Genomic DNA, 22,653 nt, shown 5'->3' with positions numbered 1-22,653 from the left:
CCCAGGTGTTCTTGTCTCGACGGAGCGCGTCCGGCTCGCCGTCCTTCTTACGCGGCCGCATCGCGCTGCTGCTCCTGCTCGTTCTGGTCGCGGGCAGCCCGTGGGTGCAGCGGCCGGCCTGGAGGTTCTACGCAGAGAAGTTCTACATCGAGGATCTCGGCAACGAGACCGTACGCACCCTCGCCCAGGCCGCGTTCGTCCCTGGGTGGGGCTACTCCCCCGACGCGTACACCAGGGTGTCCTATCTGGTCATCGACGACGTCGGCGTCGTGGTGCTGCTCGGGGGGCTCTACTTCTTCGCGTCGCGGCTACTGGCCCACCGGCCGGGCCGGCTCCGCTGCCTGGCCGCGGGTGTGCTGGCGTCCGAACTCGAAGCGCTGGTGCGGGCGGGCATGCTCCAGGCGTTCATCCCCGATGAGGAGCTGGTACCGCCCGGCACCCTGTTCAAGAACCTGATGCTCTCGGCCCTCGTCTTCGGCCTGGCGGCCGGTGCGCTGCTCGCGCTGCTGACCGCCGGGCTGCCGAGGACACCGGCCATGAGGTCCGTCGGCGCCACGAAGGCGTCGCTCCGTCGGTGGAAAGAAGGAGGGCTCGGCATGACGACCACTCAGGTACGCATGCCGGTAGGGAGCGCCCCGGGTGACGTCACCCGGTATCTGTGCGCCGCGGCCTATGTGGACGAGGGCTTCGCCGACCGGGTGGTGGAGGAGGTCCTGGCCGACGAGGCCAGCGCCGTGGCCCCCTCGCCCGATGTCGACCTGGTGGCTGTCGTACGCCACTGTCTGACGGCACAGGACATCCGTTACCGCCGCGATCTGCGACTGGCGGGAGCGTTGGCCGTCGTGGCCCTGCTCGCGCCGCTGTGGCTGGTGTACGTCATGGTGCTCCTGTCGGCCACCCGGCGCACCGGCTCCCGGCCGAGCCTGGCCACCCGCGGCCACCACCCGCCCGGCAGGAAGGTGCTGGTGAGCACCGGCATCACGGCCGTCGTGGTGGTGCTGTTCGCCTTCTACTTCGGCGTCGTCGTCTCGACGGTGCCCGTGTCCGGTTTCGTCGGCTGGCTGCTCGGCGCCTACCTGGCCGGGGTACCGGCCGCACTCGCGTCGATCGGCGCGGTCGTGTTCGCCTGCGCGACGGTCGCGCGGCACGAGCTCGACACCGACCGGCTGCTGCGCACCACCATGACCCGCGACGCGTTCGCCCGGCAGCCGCGCCCCTCCGTGCCCCCGCGCAAGTGGATGGCCGAGCGGCTCGCGGCCATCAGGGAGGCGCAGGCCGGCAACGTCACCGTGTACAGCGGATACACCCCGTTCGTCGGCTACTCGGAGACCAGCTCCAAGTGGGCGCTCACCGTGCCGCTCCTGCCCGCGGACGATCCCGCCGGCATGCGTGCGCGCCCCGCCGAGCCGCAGCCCTTCACGGTGGCCGAACTGATCGGCCACGTACGCGCCCGGCTCCGCGCGGTCGCCGAGCGCGGCGGCACCGACGGGACGGCCCAGGCCGGCGACGAGGCCCTCGGCTCGCTCGTCATCGAGGACCGGGTCTTCGCGAGCGGCACGACCATAGGAGACGACGAGCGGTTCATCAGGGCCACGAGCCTGGCCCCGGCCGCGCGGCTGTCGCCCGATGAGGTCGAGCGGATCATGCTGCACCCGACCGGAACCGTCCGTCACCATCTGGCGGTTCACGTCCCGATGTGGGGCGGGGACGTGGTGCCGAGCGTGTTCCTGCACTTCTCGACCACGGGCAGAACGCTCCATCTGCACTGCGACAACCACGTGCTCGGCCCGGTGGCCGCGAACTATCACGTCGTCGACCGCCTGCGCGGCGCGCTCAGCCCCGAGGGGCGGCGCGAGCTGCTGGTGACCGCTCTGTCCCGGACCGGCGGGGCGTTCTTCGCCGCTCCGTTCCGAGCGCTGCGCCACGCCCGCTTCGAGACCCGGCACAGCAAGCGCATGGCGGACGAGCTCAAGGCCATGGAGCAGGACCCGGTCTATGACTACGGCGCCCGGGTGAGCATCCGGGAGATGGCGCTGAGCCCCGAGTACCACAACTACTTCCAGGTGGTGGACGCCGGCCGGATCACCTCCCTCGTGGAACGCCACACCTTCGCCGCCATCCGCGAGTTCCTCGACGAGCACGGCTACGACACCACCGACTTCCGCACCCAGCAGCAGACCATCCTCAACCAGGGCCTCATCCAGCAGGGCGGGACGAGCATCATCGGCAACCAGGCGATCGGCGCGGGGGCGACCGCCACGCAGAACATCCCACAGCAGTCCGGCGCCTCCGCCCCGAGCGCCGCCGGCGGTTCCGACAAGTAGGGGACTTCACCATGCGCAACGACGAAGGGCGCCACGACCCTCCCGTGAACAACGGCCTCATGATCAGCGGCGGCACCCACTACGTGGGCAACCAGGCGGTGGGGCCCGGCGCCCGGGCGTTCTCCGGCTCGGTCTCCTTCCAGCCGCAGGACCCCGAGCAGGCCGCACGCACCGCCGAACTCCTCGCACTCGTCGAGCGGTTGCTGGAGGAGCACCGCGCGGCGCTCGCCGACCCCGACGCCACCACCAGGGAACTGCGCCGGCTGCGCGAGGAACTCCAGGAGGACGAACCGCAGCCGACCGTCCTGCGGCGCGCCCTGGACCGGCTGAACGAATTCGTCCAGCCGGTGGCCCCGCTCGTCGTGGCGGTCGGGCAACTCGCGGCATCGGTGCAGGGTCTCCCGGGGGGCTGAGCCCCGGGCGGGAGGCCCGTGGACGGCCGCCCGGTCCAGCCGCCCCGCGGGCCTCGGCGGGGCTGCGGCACGGTGCCGTGAGGCGAGCGGGAAGGACTCGCCCCGCACGCCTTGGCAGTGCTGCGGCACGGTGCCATGAGGCGAGCGGGAAGGACTCGCGGTCCGGGCGGCACACCGGCTCGACGGACGTACCGGTGACCGAGCACGGGTGCGAGGAGGCGCGGCGGCTGGTGCCGGTGTCCGGTCGCATCGGATCGGGGCCGCGTTGGTCAGCCCGTTGCAGCGGGCGCGGGAGACCCCGCCGACCTCATCGGGTTGCCCGCCTCGCGGGTCGACGCGGATCGGTGATGGAGGTCCCCTCGGCTGGAGCCAAGCCGAGAGCTGGAGGACGACCGTCGAGATCCAGCGCGAGCGGCCGGGGTGGTTCCTCTTCCGGGACGGGGTGGCGCCCGGGCCGCCCGGCCATCCCGCGGAGAGCGCGGAGCAGGTCGATGGGCGCGCCGACCGGATGCCGGCCAAGGTGGACGCCGCGTTCGCCGGCACGGAGGGCGGGCCGGCCACGGAGCACGGGCGGCCCGGTGATCGCCGGGTGGAATGTCAGTCCCGGGTCGTAGCCTTCCCAGCAGATGGGGCGATGCCCGAGCGCCCGGGGAGGAGCACGCCGTGACCCGACCACCCACCGCCGCCCAGCGGCGTGTCATCGACGCCGCCGATCCCGTCACCGGACGCCTCAGGGGTACGGAGGCGCAGCTCGCGGCGCTGGTGAAGCGGGGGCTCGCCTTCCGGCACCCGCGGCCGCCGCACGACCACTTTCTGACACCGGCGGGGCATCGGATACGGGAGGAGGCGGAGCCGACGGCACCCGCGGAAGCCGGGGCTTCCACGGCCGACGGTGTGTTCGCCGCGCGGATCGGCGGTGAGGCGGAGGCTCCGCAGCCGGGCCCGGCCCGTGCCCGTGAGGTGCACAGCGCCTGGCAGGGCCTGCTGGAGCTGCGCCGGATGACCAGTCCGGACGGGGCCGTGGACCGGCCGTGCGGCTGGGAGCGTACGCATCTGGTGCAGGCCGCCGCACTCGCTCTGGAGGCGGCCGGGCACCGTCCGGCCGGGCCGGAGCCGGACGCCCCGGGATACCGGGTGCGCGCGACGCCGCAGCCGGAGGCGGTCGCGGTGCACGAGCCGGACCTCGACGCGCTGCGCGCCTGCGCGGCCACACTCGAAGGGGCGGGATGGCAGGTCGGCGAACACACCGAGCCCCGGGCGAGGGTGCGCTATCTGCTGGCATCCCCGCGCCGGGCCTGACGGGCATGCCAAGATCGGTGCACAAGGCATCGAAGACAAGAAGGGGGAAGCAGTGAGCGAGCCGTTTTCCGTCCGGGTCACCGTCCGCGGCTACGAGACCGATGTGCAGGGGCACGTCAACCAGAGCGTGTACATCAACTATGCGGAGCACGCCCGCTGGTCGTTGCTCCAGGCCGCGGGCATCAGCCAGACGGGGCTCATCAGCAAGGGAGTGGGGCCCGTCGCCCTGGAGACGACCATCCGCTACAAGCGGGAGCTCCTCGCCGGTGACGAGGTCGACGTGACGTGCGCCTTCGAGTGGTCCGGCGGCAAGACCTTCCGTATCCAGCAGATCATGCGCAAGGCGGACGGCACGGTGGCGGCCGAGCTCACCGCGGTCGGCGGCCTGCTGGACCTGAAGGAACGCAGGATGGTGGCCAACCCACAGGACTACTTCAAGGAACTGGCCACGGACCCGAGCCTGTTCGGGCTCTAGGGCGACTTCGCGGTACCCCAGGACTGGGCACAACCATTCGGATGCTCCATGGGTCACACCATGCAGGAGCAACCACCCGCAATGGTTACCAGGGGGAAATATGCGATACGCGCGTTCCGTCCTGTCCGCCGCCGCGTTAGCGGCCCTGACGGTGGGGAGCACGGCCGCCCTGACGGCGCCCGCCTCCGCCGCGCCCAACACCACACCGCAGAAGGTATGCGGCAGCGCCTACAAGACCGTGAACTCGGCGCCCGTCGGCTCGCTCGGCACCGTCTACCTGACGTACAACGCCGCCAACGGCAAGAACTGCGTGGCGACCATCCGCAACAACCCGGGCACCGCCCTGGAGATGTCCGCCTGGATCTACGTCCCGGACACCGAGGAAGGGGACGACGACTGGGGGCAGTACACCTCGTACGCCGGACCGACCTACGTCTACGGCAAGGCCCACTGCGTCGACTGGGGCGGTCACATCAGCAACGTGTACGTGCAGGTGACGGGCTCCAACTGCGGCGCTCTGAAGGAGCACCGGGTCACCTTCACCCGCTGACCCGGCGCAGCGGCACCGCCGTACCGCCGTACAGCCGTACAGCCGTACTGCGATACAGCGCGCCCTGGCGGGACTCGTGGAGTTCCGCCAGGGCGTGCGCGTGTGCCGGGCGGCGTTCAGGCGGCCTCCCGCCAGATGGTCATGTCGCCGGTCACAAAGGCGATCTCGGGCAGCGCGGTCGATTTCACCTGGACCACGAGCAGCGCGATGTCCCCGGAGGAATGCTTGATACAGATTTCGCTGCCGTTCGCCACCGCGGCCAGCGGAAGACGCCGGCCTTCGGGATCGGCGAGGGCGATGCGGCACGAGTCGAGGGTGGCCCCGGGCTTCGTGTAGAGCAGGGCGAACTCGCTGGTGTCGCTCTCCAGCGCGCAGGTTTGCCCGCACACGAGCCGGATGTCACCCTTGCGGTCCTTGCGCAGGTCGTGTGGGTCCTTGAAGCGCAGCGAGTTCTCCCCGTTCAGCATGACGAGGGGGTACGGGACGGCCTGCGGCGACTGGGACGCCGCCGGGGAGGGCCGCCCCTTCTGCGTCCCGCCGCCGGTCCCCGAACTCTCGGCACCGGCCCCCGAGGTCGGCGCGGATGCCGACGACGAGGCCGACGACCGTGCGGACTCCTCCGAGCCGGACGTCGCCGGTGCGCCCGCGATCCAGTCGCGGAACCTGTCCCCCGCGTCCACGACCATCCACGCAAGACCCGTCAGCACCAGCGCCCCGGCCGTCACGGCCACGGCCGTGATCAGCGCGTTGCGCCGTCTGCGCGCCTGCCGCCCGGCCGGCACCGTCGGCTGCGGTCGGGTGACGACCAGCGGCACCGTGTGCACGCGAGTGGGGGTGGCGACCGGAGACGGAACCGTCACCTCCGGCCCCATGAACTCCCGCCACACGGCCGGCCCCGCGCCCGCGTCGGCGTCACGGCCCAGCCGCTGCCGGCACCACTCGACGACCTCCGCCGGGGTGGCCCGTTCCTCGGGGTCGGCGGCCAGGCAGCGGGCGATCAGCGGCTGGAGCTGCTCGGGCAGGCGGGACAGGTCGGGTTCGGAGTGCACGATCCGGTAGAGCACGGTGGCCGCGGGGCCGTTGCCGTACAGCGGCTCGCCCAGCGCCGCGAACACCGCCGTCTGGCCCAGCGCGAAGATGTCCGTCGCCGCTGTGACCTCACCCGCGGTCGCCTGCTCGGGAGCCATGAACTGGGGGGTGCCGACCGCGGAACCCGTGGCCGTGTGCGAAGTGGTGTCCGCGGCCACGGAGATACCGAAGTCGATCACCCGGGGCCCATCCGAAGCCAGCAGTACGTTCGACGGCTTCAGGTCCCGGTGCACGATGCCCGCGCCGTGGATGGCCTGCAACGCCTCGGCCACCCCCGCCACCAGCCACAGCACCGCGGGCACCGGCAGCGGTCCGCGCCGGGCCACGGCCTCCGCCAGGGAGGGCCCGGGCACGTAGAGGGTGGCCAGCCAGGGCGGTACGCCGTCCGCGTCGGCGTCGATCAGCTCGGCGGTGTAGGCGCCGCGCACCCGGCCGGCCGCCGCCACCTCGCGGCGGAACCTGCGCCTGAAGTCAGGGGCGTCGGCCAGCTCCGGCCGCACCACCTTGATCGCCACCGGTCGGCCGCCCTGCGTGTGCGACAGGTAGACCCGGCCCATGCCACCGGCGCCGAGCCGGGCGGCGAGGCGGTACCCGGCCACGACGGGAGGATCGTCCGCCTGCAGTGGCTGGAACACCTCGGTGGCATTGTTCATCGGCCCGCTTCCCCCTCGTCCCCTGACTCCCCGGGTCAACCGTGAGTTGACCGAGGCAGAAGCCTAAGCGGAATTCGGATGCGGGATGCCGACTGGACGTCGTACAGACCGAGCTGTTCGCCGGCCTCATGGCGTGGCCGGGGCCCGGGTCGCCCCGGTGATCTCCTCCCCCGCCTCCATCGGATGGGTCACGTCCTGGGCTTCCCGCCCCTTGCCGAGGTGGTTGAAGACGAGGTTCAGCGCCACCGCCGCCACGCAGCCCGTCGAGATCCCCGAGTCCAGGACGATCCTCGCCGTCTCCGGGAACGCGTGGTAGAACTCCGGCGCGGTGATCGGGACGATGCCGACGGCCAGCGACACGGCGACGATCAGGACGTTGTTGTCCTTGTCCAGGCCGGCCCGGACAAGGGTCTGGATGCCGCTCGCCGCGACCGAGCCGAACAGCACGACGCCCGCGCCGCCGAGGACCGGACGCGGCACGACCGCGATCAGCGAGGCGGCCATCGGGCACAGGCCCATCAGCACCAGGAAGCCACCGCCCGCGGCGACGACGTACCGGCTGCGGATCTTCGTCATCGCCACCAGGCCGATGTTCTGCGCGAAGGCGCTGCACATGAAGCCGTTGAAGAGGGGGCTGATCGCCGAGCCGAGGGTGTCGGCGCGCAGGCCCGCCGCGATGGTCCTCTCGTCGGCCGGGCGCTCGACGATCTCGCCCAACGCCAGCATGTCGGCGGTCGATTCGGTCATCGACACCACCATCACCACGCACAGCGAGATGATCGCGGCGAGCTGGAACTGCGGGGCGCCGAAGTGGAACGGGGTCGGGAAGCCGATGACGGCCGCGTCCGCCACCGGGCCGAAGTCCGTGACGCCGAACGGGATCGCGATCAGCGTGCCGGCGACCAGGCCGAGGAGGACGGCGATCTGCTTGACGAAGCCGCGGGTGAAGCGGCGCAGCAGCAGGACGATCAGCAGGGTCCCGGCGGCCAGGCCGAGGTTCGTCGCCGAACCGTAGTCGTCCGCCGCCGGGTTCGGGCCCTGGGCCCAGCCGAAGGCGACGGGCAGCAGGGAGATGCCGATCAGCGTGATGACCGTACCGGTCACCACCGGCGGGAAGAAGCGCACCGCCTTGCTGAAGAAGGGGGCGGCGAGGAAGCCCAGGAGGCCGGCGACGATGACCGCGCCGAAGATGATCGGCAGGGCGTCGGACTTGTCCTCGGTGGAGGCGACGATCGCGGTCATGGGGGCGACGCCGGCGAAGGTGACGCCGTTGACGAAGGGCAGCCGGGCGCCGATCTTCCAGATGCCGAGGGTCTGGAGGAAGGTCGCGAGGCCCGCGGTGAAGAGGCAGGCGCCGGTGAGGAAGGTCAGATCGCCGGCGGACAGGCCTATGGCCGCGCCGACGATCAGGGGTGGGGCGACGACTCCCGCGTACATGGCGGCCACGTGCTGGAGGCCGGTGGTCGCCATCTTCAGGGCGGGGAGTTTCTCGTCGACGGGATGGACGGGCTGGGCGGCAGACTGGGCGGACACTGCGGCTCTCCTCCGGGCGGGTAACACGTCGGCTCTGACGTGGGTTTCATGGAGGTGGTGCGAGTGGTCGTGCGGGACCGGGGGGACGGGACTGTTCCGGGGCGCACGCGTCCAACGCGCGCCCCGGAGACAGCCGCCATGGACCCCGCTCGGGTCCACGGCATCCGGCCGGGAGCCGTCCCTCTCGGCCGGAAATCAAGTGCCGTATCAGTGCAAGGAGTTGTACGGCGATCAGCCCTGTGCTGCGATCCTCGCCAGCCGCTGCGCCTCTTCCCGCGTCGAGCGGGCGATCGCGTCCTCGTCGGCGGTGAGCAGCCGGCCGTCCGCCACGATCTGCCGGCCGTTCACGAACGACGCGGTGACGGGGGCCGCCGCGCCGAAGACCAGCGCGGTCACCGGGTCGGCGATGGAGGCGTGGGCGAGAGTGTCCAGCTTCCACAGCACCAGGTCGGCCAGCTTGCCCGGCTCCAGCGAGCCGATCTCCCGTGCGCGGCCGAGGACCTGGGCACCGCCGTAGGTCCCGAGCCGCAGCGCCTGCCGGGCGTTCAGCGCCGCCTCCTTGTGCGCGCCGAGGCGGTTGATGAGGAGGGCGTTGCGCAGTTCGGTGTGCAGTTCGCCGGACTCGTTGGAGGCCGTGCCGTCGACACCGAGGCCGACCGGGACGCCGGCCCTGAGCATGTCGGGGACGCGGGCGATGCCGGCCGCGAGGCGGGCGTTCGACGAGGGGCAGTGGGCGACACCGGTCTTCGTGCGGGCGAAGGCGGCGATGTCGGAGTCGTTCATGTGGACGCAGTGGGCCATCCACACGTCCTCGCCGAGCCAGCCGGTGGACTCGAAGTAGTCGGTCGGGCCCATGCCGAACAGCTCGTGGCAGAACTTCTCCTCCTCGACCGTCTCCGAGCCGTGGGTGTGCAGCCGTACGCCGAGGCGGCGGGCCAGCTCGGCGCCGTCGCGCATGAGTTCCGTGGAGACGGAGAAGGGCGAGCAGGGGGCGACGGCGACCTGGGTCATCGCGTCGAAGGAGGCGTCGTGGTGCTGCTTGACGGTCTCCTCGGTCGCGGCCAGCGCGCCTTCGAGGGTCTCGACGGCGAAGTCCGGCGGCAGCCCGCCGTCCTTCTCGCTGCGGTCCATGGAGCCGCGGGCGAGGGTGAAGCGGACGCCCATCTCGCGGGCGGCGCGGATGATGGCGCCGGACAGGTCGCCGGAGTCCTGCGGGAAGACGTAGTGGTGATCCATGGCGGTGGTGACGCCGCCGCGGGCCATCATCGCCAGCGAGCCCTGCGCGGCGGAGTGGACCATCTGCTCGTCGATGCGCGCCCACGTCGGGTACAGCGCGACGAGCCAGTTGAAGAGGTTGTGGTCCGTGGCCAGGCCCCGGGTGATCCACTGGTAGAAGTGGTGGTGGGTGTTGACCAGGCCGGGGGTGACCAGGTGCCCGGTGGCGTCGATACGGCGTACGACGTTCTCCAGGCCCTCGGGGGCGTTGCCCGCGCCGAGCGACTCGATGCGGCTGTCCGCGATGACGATATGGCCCGTGGCGTACTCGGTGTCGTTCGCGTCCACCGTCGCGATCGAACAGTTCTCGATGACGATGCGCTGGGCTGCTGCCATGATGCGTCCCTTTGAACGGGTGAGGTGCTGATGTGGAGAGGGCACGGCAGGACCCTGGGAGATTTGAGTGCCGCGGCCGGCGAGCCTTGAAACCCGCTCCTCCGGCCGCGGGTGCCGAAATGGAGTGACGTCTTACAGGTTGGTGAGGTCCATCGGGATCTTCGCCTCGCAGCCGTCCCGCAGGATGGTGGCCTCGATCAGGCCGTAGGGGCGGTCGGCGGCGAAGTAGACCTCGTTGTCGTTCTTCAGCCCGAACGGCTCCAGGTCCACCAGGAAGTGGTGCTTGTTCGGGAGGGAGAAGCGGACCTCGTCTATCTCGCTGCGGTTGTTGATGATGCGCGCGCCCATCTGGTACAGCGTCTGCTGCAGCGACAGGGAGTAGGTCTCGGCGAAGGCCTGGAGCATGTGCTTCTTGGTCTGCTCGTAGGACTTCTCCCAGTTGGGCATCTTCTGCTCGTCGTCGGTCCAGTTGAACCGCCAGCGGCCGGAGACCTGGGTGGCCAGGATGCGGTCGTAGGCCTCCTGGAGCGTCGTGTACTTGTCCTTGACGTAGCCCCAGAACTCGGAGTTCGTCGAGTTCATCACGACGAGGTCCTTCAGGCCCGAGATGACCTCCCACTTCTCACCGTCGTAGGTGATCTGCGTGAGCCGCGTCTCCTGGCCCTTGCGGACGAAGGAGTGCTTGACCTCGTCCGCGCCGATGAACTTGGAGTTGGCGTCGGAGCTCTCGATCCGCTCCCAGGCGTACTCCTCGATGCGGATCCGGGCCCGGTGGATCGGTTCCTGCGAGGTGACGAAGTGGCGGGCGAGGTGGATGCCGAACTGCTCGGCGGACTCGATGCCGTACTCCTTGGCGAACGCGTACACCGTGTTCTTGGTGGTGTCGGTCGGCAGGACGTTGGCGTTCGAGCCGGAGTAGTGGACCTCGTCCATGTCACCGGAGAGGGCGACGGAGACGTTCAGGTCCTTGATGTGATGGGTGGCGCCGTCCCGCGTGATCTTTACGACTCGGTTCTCGGCCTTGCCGTACTGGTTCTGTCCCAGGATCGTGGGCATGTGTCTGCTAGCTCCCTCGGTATACGGAGTAGCCGAACGGGTTGAGCAGCAGCGGCACGTGGTAGTGCTCGCCCGGCACGACGGCGAACGTGATCGCCACCTCCGGGAAGAACGCACCGGCACCGCTGTCCCGATTCGCGGGGGCGTCCTGCTGCGCATCGGCTTGCTTCTTCGCGAATTTCTCGAAGTAGGGCTCGACGGCGAAATCGAGCCGTACGTGGGTGGTCCCCTCCGGCAGCGCCGGGAGGTCCTTGCACCGCCCGTCCGCGTCGGTCGCGGAGCCGCCGAGCGTCTGCCAGTCCGCCTCGCGCCCGCTGCGGGCGGAGAGCTGGACGGCGACGCCCTCGGCGGGGCGGCCGATGCTGGTGTCCAGGATGTGCGTGGACACGGAGGCGGTGGTGCTGGTGCTCATTCTCAGGCGTCCTCTTCAGTCTTCTTCGACGAGTCGGGCCAGGCGGATACGGTTGATCTTGCCCAGCTCGGTGCGGACGATCTCCCGCTCCCGCTCCGGCGAGTTGCCGATCCGTTCCCTGACCGCGTCACGCATCTGCTCGCCGGTCCGGCCGGTGGCGCAGATCAGGAAGACATGGCCGAACTTCTCCTGGTAGGCCAGGTTGAGTTCGAGCATCTCCGCCTTGAGCTCCTCGGAGGCGCCGGCCATGCCGCGCTGCTCACGGGCCGAGGTCGGATCGCCCGGCTTGGGGCGGCCGATCGGCGGATGCCCGGCCATCGCCTCCTGGAGGTCCTCGGCGGTCAGCTCGGCCATGGCGGCGTCGCTGGCGGCGTAGAGGTCGTCGGCGGTGGCGTAGGGGCGGGCGGCGAGCAGCCTCTTCCCCCATGCCGTGGAGGCGCACGCCTCATGGAGAGCGGCGTGGGCCGCGTGCTCCTCCAGGGCGTTGAACCGGGCCAGGCCCGGGGGCGTGGAATTCGACGTCACGGGAGCCTCCGTGGCCGCGGAGGGCGGCCTTCGTACTGAACGGGCGTGCCGATAGCTAACGCCCTGCGACGACGAGACGTCAACACTTTGTTGAAAATTCCCCGTAACGAAACCAGGCCGGAAGCTTCAGAGCCCCTTCTCGCGGTTCAGGTAGTTGTAGACCGTGAAGCGGCTCACCCCGAGCGCGCTCGCCACGGTCTCCACACCGTGCCGCACGGAGAAGGCGCCGCGCGCCTCAAGTATCCGCACGACCTCCTGCTTGGCCTTGCGGTCCAGGTCGGCCAGGGGTCCCTTCCTGCGCTCCATGGCGGCCAGGATGTGGTCGAGGGAGTCGGCCAGCTGGGGCAGTCGTACGGCGACGACGTCCGCACCCTCCCAGGAAAGCACGACATCCTCGGGGCCGGCCTCGTCCGGCGGGATCATCTCTCCGCCCATGGCGTCGACCAGCGGCTTCACGGCCGCGATGAAGGGCTCGTCCCCGGTGCCGGTCACTCCTCGCCCTCCCCGACCACATTGACCTGGAGCGAGATCCGGGTGGCGCCGGCCTCCAGGGTCTTGCGCAGCAGGGCGTCCACGGCCGTGAGCACGACGTCGGCACCGCCCTCCGCCGTGTTGCCGAACGGGCCGACGTCCACCGCGTCGAGCTCGGCCGCCTCGATGACCTCGCGGGCCACCAGCGCGTGCGCGGGCGCGTCGTCGAGGTCGAAGGGTTCGGTCGTGAACTCCACTCTCAATCGCACGCGCTCAACCTAACGCGCGCGCGGATGTTCGGGCAGCCCCTTCCTCCTCCGGCACGACCCCTCTTGACAACCCCCGACACACGGCGGCAATCTTCCAGTACGCAGAAACTAACTTCCGTATTACGGAATCTCGACAACGGAAGGGAGCGCCGGCGACATGGGATTCGCAGAGCAGCGCTTCAACGTCAACCTGTCGATCCTCTTCACGGAACTCCCGCTCCTGGAGCGCCCCGCGGCCGCCGCCGCGGCCGGCTTCACGGCGGTCGAGCTGTGGTGGCCCTGGGTCGACTCCCCCACCCCCGAGCAGTCCGAGCTCGACGCCCTGCAGAAGGCGATCGAGGACGCGGGCGTCCAGCTCACGGGCCTGAACTTCTACGCCGGCCGGCTGCCCGGCCCCGACCGCGGCGCCCTGTCGGTCCCGGGCGAGGAGTCGGAGAAGTTCCGCGCCAACATCGACGTGGCCGCGGACTTCGCCGCCGCCCTGGGCTGCAAGGCGCTCAACGCCCTGTACGGCAACCGCGTCGACGGCGTGGACCCGGCCGAGCAGGACGCGCTGGCGCTGGAGAACCTGGTGCTCGCGGCGCGGGCGGCCGACCGGATCGGCGCGATCCTGCTGATCGAGGCCCTGAACAAGCCCGAGTCGCCGCTGTACCCGCTGGTCAGCGCGCCCGCCGCGGTGGGTGTCGTCGACAAGGTGAACGCGGCGACCGGTCTGGGCAACGCGAAGTTCCTGATGGACCTGTACCACCTGTCCATGAACGGCGAGGACCTGCCGTCGGTGATCGAGGAGTACGCCGCGAAGACCGGCCATGTGCAGATTGCCGACAACCCCGGCCGCGGCGCCCCGGGCACGGGCTCGCTCCCGCTGGAGGACCTCCTCGACCAGCTGCGGAAGGCCGGTTACGACGGCTGGGTCGGCCTCGAGTACAAGCCCGGCGACCGCCCGAGCGCCGAGGCCTTCGACTGGCTGTCCCGCTGACCCCCCCTGAACTGAGAGGCACCCCCGAATGAGCAACGCACTTCCCAAGATCGCCTGGATCGGCCTCGGCATCATGGGCTCCCCCATGTCCGAGAACCTGATCAAGGCGGGTTACGACGTCACCGGCTTCACCCTGGAGCAGGACAAGCTGGAGCGCCTGGCCGCCGCCGGCGGCACGGCCGCCGGTTCGATCGCCGAGGCCGTGCGGGACGCGGACGTCGTCATCACGATGGTGCCGGCCTCCCCGCAGGTCGAGGCCATCTCCTACGGCCCCGACGGCATCCTGGAGAACGCCAGGTCCGGCGCCCTGCTGATCGACATGTCCTCGATCACCCCGCAGACCTCGGTCGGCCTGGCGAAGGCGGCCAAGGACAAGGGCATCCGCGTCCTGGACGCGCCCGTGTCCGGCGGCGAGGCCGGCGCGATCGAGGCCGTACTGTCGATCATGGTCGGCGGTGAGCAGGCCGACTTCGACCAGGCGAAGCCGATCTTCGAGGCGCTCGGCAAGACCATCGTGCTGTGCGGTCCGCACGGCTCGGGCCAGACCGTGAAGGCGGCCAACCAGCTGATCGTCGCCGTGAACATCCAGGCGTGCGCCGAGGCCGTGGTCTTCCTGGAGAAGTCGGGCGTGGACCTGCAGGCGGCGCTGGACGTCCTCAACGGCGGCCTCGCGGGCTCGACCGTGCTGACCCGGAAGAGGGACAACTTCCTGAACCGGGACTTCAAGCCGGGCTTCCGTATCGACCTGCACCACAAGGACATGGGCATCGTCACCGACGCCGCCCGCAACGTCGGCGCCGCCCTGCCGGTCGGTGCCGTGGTCGCCCAGCTGGTCGCCTCCCTGCGTGCGCAGGGTGACGGCGGCCTGGACCACTCCGCGCTGCTGCGCGCGGTCGAGCGCCTCTCCGGCGCCCAGGTCTGACGACCGGCCGAGACTTCCGGGCCGCGGCGCCGCTGACACCTGTCCTGTCGCGCCCAGGCGTCGCCGCGGCCCGGAATTTCCTTCAACAAAGCGTTGATTACATTCAACAAACTGTTGACGCCCAGATCGCCCCACTTCTAGGCTCCACAAAGCGGAAACAGGTTTCCGCTGACACCCGCACGGAAGGTCCACGATGTCGAAGCGCGTGCTCACCACCGAGTCCGGCGCCCCGGTCGCCGACAACCAGAACTCCGCCTCCGCCGGCGTCGGCGGTCCGCTCCTGCTCCAGGACCAGCACCTGCTGGAGAAGCTGGCGCGCTTCAACCGCGAGCGCATCCCGGAGCGCGTGGTGCACGCCCGGGGCTCCGGCGCGTACGGCCACTTCGAGGTGACCGACGACGTCACCGGCTTCACCCACGCCGACTTCCTGAGCGCGGTCGGCAAGCGGACCGAGGTGTTCCTGCGCTTCTCGACGGTCGCCGACAGCCTGGGCGGCGCGGACGCGGTCCGCGACCCACGCGGTTTCGCGGTCAAGTTCTACACGGCGGAGGGCAACTACGACCTCGTCGGCAACAACACCCCGGTGTTCTTCATCAAGGACCCGATCAAGTTCCCCGACTTCATCCACTCGCAGAAGCGCGACCCGTTCACCGGCCGCCAGGAGCCGGACAACGTCTGGGACTTCTGGGCGCACGCCCCCGAGGCCACGCACCAGGTGACCTGGCTGATGGGCGACCGCGGCATCCCGGCGTCGTACCGCCACATGAACGGCTACGGCTCGCACACGTACCAGTGGACGAACGCCGAGGGCGAGGCCTTCTTCGTCAAGTACCACTTCAAGACCAACCAGGGCATCCGCTGCCTGAGCAGCGAGCAGGCCGCCGAGCTCGCGGGCAAGGACCCGAGCTCCCACCAGACGGACCTGCTCCAGGCCATCGAGCGCGGTGTACACCCGTCCTGGACGCTCTACGTCCAGATCATGCCGGCGGCCGAGGCGGCCGACTACCGCTTCAACCCGTTCGACCTCACCAAGGTCTGGCCGCACAAGGACTACCCGCTGCAGCGCGTGGGCCGGCTGGTCCTGGACCGCAACCCGGACAACGTCTTCGCCGAGGTCGAGCAGGCCGCGTTCTCCCCGAACAACTTCGTGCCGGGCATCGGCCCCTCCCCCGACAAGATGCTCCAGGGCCGTCTGTTCGCCTACGCCGACGCCCACCGCTACCGCCTGGGCGTGAACCACACGCAGCTGCCGGTGAACGCCCCCAAGGCGACTGTGGCGAACAACTACGGCCGCGACGGCTTCATGGCGACCAACTCCCAGGGCCGGTACGCCAAAAACTACGAGCCGAACTCCTACGACGGCCCGGTGGAGACCGGCCGCCCCCTGTCGGCCCCGCTGGCGGTGAACGGCTACACGGGCACCCACGTGGCGCCCCTGCACACCAAGGACGACGACTTCTTCCAGGCGGGCGAGCTGTACCGCCTCATGTCCGCCGAGGAGAAGTCCCGCCTGATCGCCAACATCGCCGGCAGCCTCTCCCAGGTCTCCCGCGACGACGTGATCGAGAAGAACCTGGCCCACTTCCACGCCGCCGACCCGGAGTACGGCAAGCGCGTGGAGGAGGCGGTCCGCGCCCTGCGCGAGGACTGAACCCCAAGGCGGCGTCCGGATCCTGACAGGACGTCAGACCGGGCGCACCGCCCGCGTCCCCAGGCCGATCGACCCGGATGAGGGGTGGTCGACCGGCACGGGACCGGGCAACGCGAGGACCGCGGCGGCGTGCGAGCCAGTGCGGTGGTGAAGGTCCCGGCCTCCTTCTTCGACCTGAGGGAAGGAGCCCCCGGAGCCGTCGCATCCGCCGCGGTCCCAAGCCCCCCGACTCCGTCCGGCGGCGCGAACGTACTGTCGCGCCCAGCCTCGCACCGCCGGACGGCCAGCCTTCCCCCAGCGCTCCCTGCACCGGGCTCTCCCCGGCGAGGGAGCGCTCGGCGTTGTCCAAGAGCTCCTTGTAGGTCAGCACCTCGACCCTGGTGAGGTGCGCGTTGAACGTCCGCAGCGCCTCGTTGATCTCGTCCTCCGGCACCTCCGGATGCAGCGCGGGATGTCCCACCAGGACGAGGGCACTGGCACGCCGGGTCTCGATACCGAAGTCGGCACGGAGCCGTTCTCGGCTCTCGTCCAGCCCGGTGAGATAGTTGACGGCCTGGCCGACGGCCTCGTGCACCTGCGCCGCCGGCACCCAGGCATTGCGATGCCGCTTGACGAGCGGACTCCTGAGGCCCATGGCGCGTTTGAGTTCGACGATATGGAGCGCCCCGTCGCCGCGTATCAGCGGAATGTCGACCTCGTCCCCGGGCACGAGCCGTCGCTGCGCCGCCTCGCCCACGAACCGCCCGCCGAAGATCCAGTACTGGCCGTCCAGCGCCCGCTGCACGTCCGCCTCTGTCGCCTTGCGATCCTCGACGACCGTACGCAGCTCCTTGAGCCGGGCGGCACGCCGGCGCAGTTCGGCGGCCTGCAGCAGGAGCCGCCCCTGATCGTCGGCGGCCAGCAGCGCCAGGGCTTCGGGCGAGGTGACGATCTTCCGGGCTTCGGCCGCCGGGTCCGCGATATCGATCCGGCCGTCACGGATGATCCGCTCCAGCCACAGCGTGATCTCGGCCCGACCTCGCGGAATGACACAGCGTCCTGGGCGGTCTTCGGGGGCCTGGAGGAACAGCGCGTCCTCACCCTGCGCCCGGAAGTGCTCCAGGAACTCCTCGATCCCGGCCTCGGGGTGGGCCGCCAGGAATTCCCGACCGGCGTCGAACAGCCACTGGTGCATCGCCTTCATCGTGCTGCCGAGGAAGCCCGTGTGCGACTCCCTCCTTTGCCCGTCCCCGAACAGCCGGTACCGGTCCTCGAAGTCGTACCGCAGGATGCGTCCCTCCGCGTACTCGATCGCATCCTGCACGAGCCGTACGACCTGCCACTCGCCGACTCCCACCGCGGCACCCCGCGCCTCCTCCAGGAGCCGTAGCAGCTCTCTGCCGCCCCGCCGCTTGCGGCTTCGTCCGCCGTGTGTGGGGTTGAGGGGCATCCTTCATGCTCTCGTCGGCCGTCTCCCCGGCACCCGGAGCAGATGCGACCGCGCGCGTACGCCTCGGGGCGTAGGGCGGCTACGTAATCCTCAAATCAAGCTCTGAACCTTGTTCAAGAGGCTTCAACCTGCGGCACCCGCGGGCACATTCTCGTCACACGGGGCCTGCCGGCACGGGGGCGGCGGGCCCCGTCGCGGGAACGGAAGAGGGCGGTCCAACCCGAGAGTTGGACCGCCCTGGTGACCGACTGTGCGGGTCAGACCTTCAGCGTCTTGATCGACGTCGGTGCGTGCCCCGGCTCCGTCGCGAGTTCCTCGAACTCCACGACGTTGCTGATGTCGTTCGTCGTCGACATCGAGATGTTGGTGACCCGCTCCAGGATCGCCTCGACGACCACCGGGACCTGGTACTCCTGCGCGAGCTTCTTGGCCTGCTCGAAGGCGGCGCCGAGTTCGTTCGGGTCGGTCACCCGGATCGCCTTGCAGCCGAGGCCCTCGGCGACCTTGACGTGGTCGACGCCGTAGACGCCGAGCTCGGGCGAGTTGATGTTCTCGAACTCCAGCTTGACCTGGAAGTCGATGTCGAACGCCCGCTGTGCCTGGCGGATCAGGCCCAGGTAGGAGTTGTTGACGAGGACGTGGACGTACGGGATCTTGTGCTGCGCCCCGACCGCCAGCTCCTCGATCATGAACTGGAAGTCGTAGTCGCCGGACAGGGCGACGACCTGCGCCTCCGGGTCGGCCTTCGCCACGCCCAGCGCGGCCGGGATGGTCCAGCCCAGCGGGCCCGCCTGGCCGCAGTTGATCCAGTGCCGCGGCTTGAAGACGTGCAGCATCTGGGCGCCCGCGATCTGCGAGAGGCCGATGGTGGAGACGTACCGGGTCTCCGGGCCGAAGGCCTTGTTCATCTCCTCGTAGACGCGCTGCGGCTTGATCGGGATGTCGTCGAAGTGCGTACGGCGCTGGAGGGTCGCCTTCTTCTCCTGCGCGGACGCGGCCCAGGCGGAGCGGTCCGGCAGCCGGCCGGCCGCCTTCAACTCCCGCGCCACCTCCACGAACAGCTCCAGCGCGGCCTTGGCGTCGGAGGTGATGCCGTAGTCCGGGGCGAAGATCTTGCCGATCTGGGTCGGCTCGATGTCGACGTGGACGAACTTCCGCCCGGCGGTGTAGACGTCGAGCTTGCCGGTGTGGCGGTTGGCCCAGCGGTTGCCGATGCCGAGGACGAAGTCGGACTCCAGGAAGGTCGCGTTGCCGTAGCGGTGCGAGGTCTGCAGGCCGACCATGCCCGCGTTCAGCTCGTGGTCGTCGGGCAGGACGCCCCAGCCCATCAGGGTCGGGACGACCGGCGTGCCGGTCAGCTCGGCGAACTCGACGAGGAGTTCGGCGGCGTCGGCGTTGATGACTCCGCCGCCCGCGACGATCAGGGGGCGCTCGGACGCGTTGAGCATCCCGATCGCCTTCTCGATCTGGGCGCGGGTCGCGGCGGGCTTGTAGACCGGGAGCGGCTCGTACGTCTCCGGGTCGAACTCGATCTCCGTCAGCTGGACGTCGATCGGCAGGTCGATGAGGACCGGGCCGGGACGGCCGGAGCGCATCAGGTGGAACGCCTGCTGGAAGACGCCGGGGACCTGCGCGGCCTCCAGGACGGTGACCGCCATTTTCGTGACCGGCTTGGCGATCGAGGCGATGTCGACGGCCTGGAAGTCCTCTTTGTGGATCACGGCGGTCGGCGCCTGGCCGGTGATGCACAGGATCGGGATGGAGTCACCGGTCGCGGAGTACAGGCCGGTGATCATGTCGGTGCCGGCCGGGCCCGAGGTGCCGATGCAGACGCCGATGTTGCCCGGGTGGGTGCGGGTGTAGCCCTCGGCCATGTGCGAGGCGCCCTCCACATGGCGGGCAAGGGTGTGGTGGATCCCGCCCGAGGCCTTCAGGGCCGCGTAGAAGGGGTTGATCGCCGCGCCCGGCACGCCGAACGCGTTGCTGACGCCCTCGCGCTTGAGGATCTCGACTGCCGCTCGGGCAGCGGTCATACGAGCCATTGAGTACTCCTGCTTCGGCTGTCGGATTCGCACTCCCGTCGCGCCCCGCGGTGAGCAATTCCGTGACGATGACACTCCCGCGATCCGAGTTATTCCGTATCGCGGAAACTGTTTTCTACTATCTGGAAGCAATGTAGGTGGGCGGGTGAAGACCGTCAAGAGGCGGACAACCAGTCACGCCGTGGAGGACGATGGGGCCGACGGGGGCGCTGTCCCGATGCGAGGTCGTCCTGGAGTGGCCATGTCCGAGAGCGTGTCGGTGCGCTGCCCGGCCTGCCGGCGCGAGCATCTCTACACGGCGCCCGCCTATCCGTGTGTGTGCGGGGCGCCCGTCGCTCCGCCGCTCGACCCGCACGGAACCGTGACCGCGGTGACCCATCGCGCCTGGGACGACGAATGGCTCGGTGTGCGCTGCGCGGCGTGCGGCCGCGAGACCCAGTGGCCCCGCCCGGAGCTGGGATGCCCCTGCGGAACGATGCTGCGCGTGCCGGTGGCGCGGGCGGCGGCCACGGGTGAGCCGCGGCGGCAGGCGCCCGCCGCGCGCCCCGCCTTCCAGCCCATCGCGATCCGCACCGCCCGCGACGCGGTCACGGCAGCCGCCGTCTATCTGCGCCGGCTCGGCTACCGGGACATCCGCCGCGCCGACCAGCGGCCCCCGACCGGCATCGGCATCGCCGCCCACGGCCTGCTCGCCCAGGTCGACCCGACCGTACGCCCGGCCACCCTGCGGGACGTGGAGTGCCTGTGGCTGACGGCCATGACGGAGTCCGCGGCCTGCGTCTACTTCTCCCTCGCCGGATACGCCCCCGACGCCCGCACCCGCGCCGACACCCTGGGCGTCCCCCTGTTCGTCCTCGACCTCACGGGCGCGCCCCAGCCGGTCAACGACCCCGCCCACGAACTGGACGCGACGGGCGCCCGGTAATCCGCTCGCGCCCCCCGGGGCCCTCGGCGGACACTCGGCGCATGCGCATCCGTCCCGCCGCACCCGACGAGCTTCCGGTCCTCCAGGACATCGAACGCGCCGCGGGCGCCGCCTTCCGGGACCTCGGCATGGCGGCGGTCGCCGACGACGAACCGCCCGCCCTGGACGTCCTGGAGCGCTACCGCCGGGCGGGCCGCGCCTGGGTCGCCTGCGCCGGGGGCGACGGCCCGGCCGGCTATCTGATCTGCGAGCCCGTCGACGGCGCCCTGCACATCGAGCAGGTCTCGGTCCACCCCGACGCCGCCCGCCGGGGCATGGGGCGGGCCCTCCTCGCGTACGCCGCGGACCGCGCGCACGAGGAGGGCCTGACCGGTCTCACCCTGACCACCTTCACCGAGGTGCCGTGGAACGCGCCGTACTACGCGTCTCGGCTTCCGCGTCCTGGCCGAGGCCGGCCTCACCCCGGGACTGCAAAGGATCCGCGCCCACGAGGCGGACGCCGGCCTCGACCGGTGGCCGAGGGCCTGCATGCGTGCCGAACTCCTCAGTCCCTGACGGACGGGGCGGGATCCCTCTCGATGTGGAAGCGGTCGCCGTAGACATGCCAGGTGAGCGGCGTGTTCAGGCGCAGGTTGCCCTTGTTGAGGAAGACCCGCTGGGCGGTGTCGACGCGGCTGGTGTCCTCGTGTGCGGGCTCCTTCTTCATCTCCTTCACGCGCGCGTCCAGGAACGCGTGCAGATACCTGGTCTCGTCGCCGCCGTCCGCCGGGGTCCTGGCGTGGCGGCGGGCGTCGGCCCGGATGGCGGCGAAGCCCGACGCGCCGTGCATGACGATGGCGTCGTAGTAGGCGAACTGGCCCAGCTCCCGCAGGCCGTCGCGCTTGGCCCGGGAGACGGACGGGTCGAAGTACACGCGGTCGCGCTCGTGCTCCTGGGCCGCCTGGAACTCCGGAGTCTGCGCGGCCCTCACCCAGGCGTCGGTGAAGCCCGGGTCGAGCCCTTCGTGCGAGTCGCTGCCGTCGACCGCGCGGAGGGCGGGCAGGTACGGGGCGAGCGGGTTGTCCGGTTCCTGGGCGGTGTAGTACTCGACGAGTTCCAGCATGTCGTGGGTGCCGGAGCAGAAGCCGATGATCCCGGCCGTGTAGCCGCGGCCGTCGCCGATGTCCTCGATGTAGTCGAACTGGGCCCGCCAGTCCAGCGACGAGTTCTCGGCGCTGGAGACGAGCCGCATGGCGATCTCCTTCTTCGCCGGATCGTCGAGACCCGCGGGCTCGACCGCGGCCCCGCTCACGCTCAGGAGCAGCGTGGCGGGGACGGCTGCGAGGACGGCGGCCAGGGCTGTGCGCAGCCCGGTGCTCCGCCGGCGCCGCCGGGTGGGGGTCGGGGACTGCCGTCTCAGTAGGGAGGGAAGGCGCATGTGGTTCTCCGCTTGTGGGGGTGGATTCGGAGACTGTTAGGAACCTTTCCTTCCTATTACCTCGCGGCAGTCGCCCGCAAGAGGCGCGACACAAGAAAATGAGCGGGGGCGCCATGGGCGGCGCCCCCGCTCGAACGGCTTTCGTGCTGCCGCGAGTTCACTGCTCCCGCGCGCCGTGGTACCGCTCGGCGAGCCGCGCGAGCGCCACCGCGCCGAGGAGCAGTCCGAAGTCCCGCAGTGCGATGTCGTAGTAGTCCGGAATGGTCAGCAGGTTGACGATGATGCCGGCCAGCCAGCCGGCCACCAGCCACCCGCCGAAACGCGGGGCGAGGGCCACCACGACACCGGCCAGGATCTCGACCGCTCCCACCGCGTACATGGCCGCCTGGGCGCTGCCCGGAACGATGTCGTCGATCCAGGGCGCGAGGTAGCCGGGCCAGTCCACGAGCAGGTTGGCGAACTTGTCCAGCCCGAACAGGATCGGCGCCACCGTGAAGCCGATGCGCAGGACCAGGAAAGCCTGGTAGCCGGGGTCGGCGAGCGCCGGACGCCGGGACGCGGCAGGTGGGGTGCCGGTGGTTGCGGAGGCCATGACGACTCCTTCTATA

20 protein-coding genes and 3 pseudogenes are annotated in these 22,653 nt (G+C 70.5%); 11 read left to right on the top strand and 12 right to left on the bottom strand.

The window, feature by feature from the left end:
* The first annotated feature begins 5 nt into the window (after positions 1 to 5).
* From AQI70_RS16610 to AQI70_RS16585, 6 genes and pseudogenes are all read left to right on the top strand, one after another.
* Entirely contained in the window at positions 6 to 2,324 is a 2,319-nt protein-coding gene (locus AQI70_RS16610; protein WP_062149935.1) for a hypothetical protein, read from the top strand.
* A gap of 11 nt (positions 2,325 to 2,335) precedes the next feature.
* Positions 2,336 to 2,737 (top strand): DUF5955 family protein, encoded by a 402-nt coding sequence (locus AQI70_RS16605; RefSeq protein WP_037885953.1) that lies wholly within the window; start codon positions 2,336 to 2,338, stop codon positions 2,735 to 2,737.
* A gap of 155 nt (positions 2,738 to 2,892) precedes the next feature.
* Positions 2,893 to 3,351 (top strand): annotated as a pseudogene (locus AQI70_RS40785) (histidine phosphatase family protein); the annotation flags it as partial.
* Between the two features lie 49 nt (positions 3,352 to 3,400).
* The gene (locus AQI70_RS16595; RefSeq protein ID WP_062149930.1) at positions 3,401 to 4,036 is read left to right on the top strand and encodes a hypothetical protein; all 636 of its coding nucleotides are present in this window, start codon (positions 3,401 to 3,403) and stop codon (positions 4,034 to 4,036) included.
* Between the two features lie 52 nt (positions 4,037 to 4,088).
* Entirely contained in the window at positions 4,089 to 4,511 is a 423-nt protein-coding gene (locus tag AQI70_RS16590) for an acyl-CoA thioesterase (protein WP_062149927.1), read from the top strand.
* Between the two features lie 100 nt (positions 4,512 to 4,611).
* The gene (locus tag AQI70_RS16585; RefSeq protein ID WP_062149924.1) at positions 4,612 to 5,061 is read left to right on the top strand and encodes a hypothetical protein; all 450 of its coding nucleotides are present in this window, start codon (positions 4,612 to 4,614) and stop codon (positions 5,059 to 5,061) included.
* Positions 5,062 to 5,177: 116 nt separating this feature from the next.
* On the opposite strand, the gene AQI70_RS16580 is transcribed toward AQI70_RS16585, so the two are convergent.
* The 8 genes from AQI70_RS16580 to AQI70_RS16545 all read right to left on the bottom strand — a co-directional run bounded on the left by AQI70_RS16580 (position 5,178) and on the right by AQI70_RS16545 (position 12,680).
* Positions 5,178 to 6,803, bottom strand: coding sequence for a serine/threonine-protein kinase (locus AQI70_RS16580; protein ID WP_062149921.1), 1,626 nt, complete (start codon positions 6,801 to 6,803; stop codon positions 5,178 to 5,180).
* 126 nt (positions 6,804 to 6,929) lie between these two features.
* Positions 6,930 to 8,273, bottom strand: a complete 1,344-nt coding sequence (locus AQI70_RS16575) for a nucleobase:cation symporter-2 family protein (protein WP_062150112.1) — start codon at positions 8,271 to 8,273, stop codon at positions 6,930 to 6,932.
* Positions 8,274 to 8,567: 294 nt separating this feature from the next.
* Positions 8,568 to 9,947 carry an 8-oxoguanine deaminase gene (locus AQI70_RS16570; RefSeq protein WP_062149918.1) on the bottom strand — a complete coding sequence of 460 codons (1,380 nt, stop codon included), beginning with the start codon at positions 9,945 to 9,947 and terminating at the stop codon, positions 8,568 to 8,570.
* Positions 9,948 to 10,079: 132 nt separating this feature from the next.
* The gene (pucL, locus tag AQI70_RS16565; protein ID WP_062149915.1) at positions 10,080 to 11,003 is read right to left on the bottom strand and encodes a factor-independent urate hydroxylase; all 924 of its coding nucleotides are present in this window, start codon (positions 11,001 to 11,003) and stop codon (positions 10,080 to 10,082) included.
* Positions 11,004 to 11,010: 7 nt separating this feature from the next.
* Positions 11,011 to 11,415 carry a hydroxyisourate hydrolase gene (gene uraH / locus AQI70_RS16560; protein ID WP_062149912.1) on the bottom strand — a complete coding sequence of 135 codons (405 nt, stop codon included), beginning with the start codon at positions 11,413 to 11,415 and terminating at the stop codon, positions 11,011 to 11,013.
* A 15-nt stretch (positions 11,416 to 11,430) separates the two neighbouring features.
* A complete protein-coding gene (gene uraD / locus AQI70_RS16555; protein WP_062149909.1) occupies positions 11,431 to 11,940 on the bottom strand; it encodes a 2-oxo-4-hydroxy-4-carboxy-5-ureidoimidazoline decarboxylase in 510 nt (169 codons plus the stop codon).
* Positions 11,941 to 12,066: 126 nt separating this feature from the next.
* The gene (locus tag AQI70_RS16550) at positions 12,067 to 12,432 is read right to left on the bottom strand and encodes a helix-turn-helix domain-containing protein (protein WP_003996705.1); all 366 of its coding nucleotides are present in this window, start codon (positions 12,430 to 12,432) and stop codon (positions 12,067 to 12,069) included.
* Positions 12,429 to 12,680, bottom strand: a complete 252-nt coding sequence (locus tag AQI70_RS16545; RefSeq protein WP_037885971.1) for a YkoF family thiamine-binding protein — start codon at positions 12,678 to 12,680, stop codon at positions 12,429 to 12,431. Before AQI70_RS16545 ends, AQI70_RS16550 begins: the two co-directional genes overlap by 4 nt.
* A gap of 157 nt (positions 12,681 to 12,837) precedes the next feature.
* Between AQI70_RS16545 and AQI70_RS16540 the strand changes: the two genes are divergently transcribed.
* The 3 genes from AQI70_RS16540 to AQI70_RS16530 all read left to right on the top strand — a co-directional run bounded on the left by AQI70_RS16540 (position 12,838) and on the right by AQI70_RS16530 (position 16,232).
* The gene (locus AQI70_RS16540; RefSeq protein WP_062149906.1) at positions 12,838 to 13,659 is read left to right on the top strand and encodes a TIM barrel protein; all 822 of its coding nucleotides are present in this window, start codon (positions 12,838 to 12,840) and stop codon (positions 13,657 to 13,659) included.
* Between the two features lie 28 nt (positions 13,660 to 13,687).
* On the top strand, positions 13,688 to 14,581 hold the full coding sequence (locus AQI70_RS16535; RefSeq protein ID WP_062149903.1) for a 2-hydroxy-3-oxopropionate reductase: 894 nt from the start codon (positions 13,688 to 13,690) through the stop codon (positions 14,579 to 14,581).
* A gap of 193 nt (positions 14,582 to 14,774) precedes the next feature.
* A complete protein-coding gene (locus AQI70_RS16530) occupies positions 14,775 to 16,232 on the top strand; it encodes a catalase (RefSeq protein ID WP_062149900.1) in 1,458 nt (485 codons plus the stop codon).
* A 406-nt stretch (positions 16,233 to 16,638) separates the two neighbouring features.
* On the opposite strand, the pseudogene AQI70_RS37505 reads toward AQI70_RS16530, so the two are convergent.
* Positions 16,639 to 17,406 (bottom strand): annotated as a pseudogene (locus AQI70_RS37505) (Shedu anti-phage system protein SduA domain-containing protein); the annotation flags it as partial.
* Positions 17,407 to 17,918: 512 nt separating this feature from the next.
* Positions 17,919 to 19,703, bottom strand: a complete 1,785-nt coding sequence (gene gcl / locus AQI70_RS16520; protein WP_062149894.1) for a glyoxylate carboligase — start codon at positions 19,701 to 19,703, stop codon at positions 17,919 to 17,921.
* 241 nt (positions 19,704 to 19,944) lie between these two features.
* Between gcl and AQI70_RS16515 the strand changes: the two genes are divergently transcribed.
* Positions 19,945 to 20,628 carry a hypothetical protein gene (locus AQI70_RS16515; RefSeq protein ID WP_062149891.1) on the top strand — a complete coding sequence of 228 codons (684 nt, stop codon included), beginning with the start codon at positions 19,945 to 19,947 and terminating at the stop codon, positions 20,626 to 20,628.
* A gap of 41 nt (positions 20,629 to 20,669) precedes the next feature.
* Positions 20,670 to 21,183: pseudogene (locus tag AQI70_RS16510) on the top strand (GNAT family N-acetyltransferase).
* Here the strand turns inward: AQI70_RS16510 and AQI70_RS16505 are convergent.
* Positions 21,173 to 22,045, bottom strand: coding sequence for a chitosanase (locus AQI70_RS16505; RefSeq protein ID WP_107117004.1), 873 nt, complete (start codon positions 22,043 to 22,045; stop codon positions 21,173 to 21,175). The pseudogene AQI70_RS16510 and the gene AQI70_RS16505 overlap by 11 nt on opposite strands.
* A 157-nt stretch (positions 22,046 to 22,202) precedes the next feature.
* Entirely contained in the window at positions 22,203 to 22,637 is a 435-nt protein-coding gene (locus tag AQI70_RS16500) for a hypothetical protein (protein ID WP_062149888.1), read from the bottom strand.
* Positions 22,638 to 22,653: the final 16 nt, after the last annotated feature.

The organism is Streptomyces curacoi, assembly GCF_001513975.1.
GTDB classification, from domain to species: Bacteria; Actinomycetota; Actinomycetes; order Streptomycetales; family Streptomycetaceae; genus Streptomyces; species Streptomyces curacoi.
This window is presented reverse-complemented; position numbering and strand designations above follow the sequence as displayed.

Excerpts from the sequence above, each read along its gene's own strand:
- AQI70_RS16605 (WP_037885953.1), top strand. The coding sequence starts at position 2,336 with ATGCGCAACGACGAAGGGCGCCACGACCCTCCCGTGAACAACGGCCTC.
- AQI70_RS16500 (WP_062149888.1), bottom strand. The coding sequence starts at position 22,637 with ATGGCCTCCGCAACCACCGGCACCCCACCTGCCGCGTCCCGGCGTCCG.
- uraH (WP_062149912.1), bottom strand. The coding sequence starts at position 11,415 with ATGAGCACCAGCACCACCGCCTCCGTGTCCACGCACATCCTGGACACC.
- AQI70_RS16570 (WP_062149918.1), bottom strand. The coding sequence starts at position 9,947 with ATGGCAGCAGCCCAGCGCATCGTCATCGAGAACTGTTCGATCGCGACG.
- AQI70_RS16535 (WP_062149903.1), top strand. The coding sequence starts at position 13,688 with ATGAGCAACGCACTTCCCAAGATCGCCTGGATCGGCCTCGGCATCATG.
- AQI70_RS16575 (WP_062150112.1), bottom strand. The coding sequence starts at position 8,273 with ATGGCGACCACCGGCCTCCAGCACGTGGCCGCCATGTACGCGGGAGTC.
- AQI70_RS16515 (WP_062149891.1), top strand. The coding sequence starts at position 19,945 with ATGTCCGAGAGCGTGTCGGTGCGCTGCCCGGCCTGCCGGCGCGAGCAT.
- AQI70_RS16505 (WP_107117004.1), bottom strand. The coding sequence starts at position 22,045 with ATGCGCCTTCCCTCCCTACTGAGACGGCAGTCCCCGACCCCCACCCGG.
- AQI70_RS16580 (WP_062149921.1), bottom strand. The coding sequence starts at position 6,803 with ATGAACAATGCCACCGAGGTGTTCCAGCCACTGCAGGCGGACGATCCT.
- AQI70_RS16585 (WP_062149924.1), top strand. The coding sequence starts at position 4,612 with ATGCGATACGCGCGTTCCGTCCTGTCCGCCGCCGCGTTAGCGGCCCTG.
- pucL (WP_062149915.1), bottom strand. The coding sequence starts at position 11,003 with ATGCCCACGATCCTGGGACAGAACCAGTACGGCAAGGCCGAGAACCGA.
- AQI70_RS16530 (WP_062149900.1), top strand. The coding sequence starts at position 14,775 with ATGTCGAAGCGCGTGCTCACCACCGAGTCCGGCGCCCCGGTCGCCGAC.
- AQI70_RS16540 (WP_062149906.1), top strand. The coding sequence starts at position 12,838 with ATGGGATTCGCAGAGCAGCGCTTCAACGTCAACCTGTCGATCCTCTTC.
- gcl (WP_062149894.1), bottom strand. The coding sequence starts at position 19,703 with ATGGCTCGTATGACCGCTGCCCGAGCGGCAGTCGAGATCCTCAAGCGC.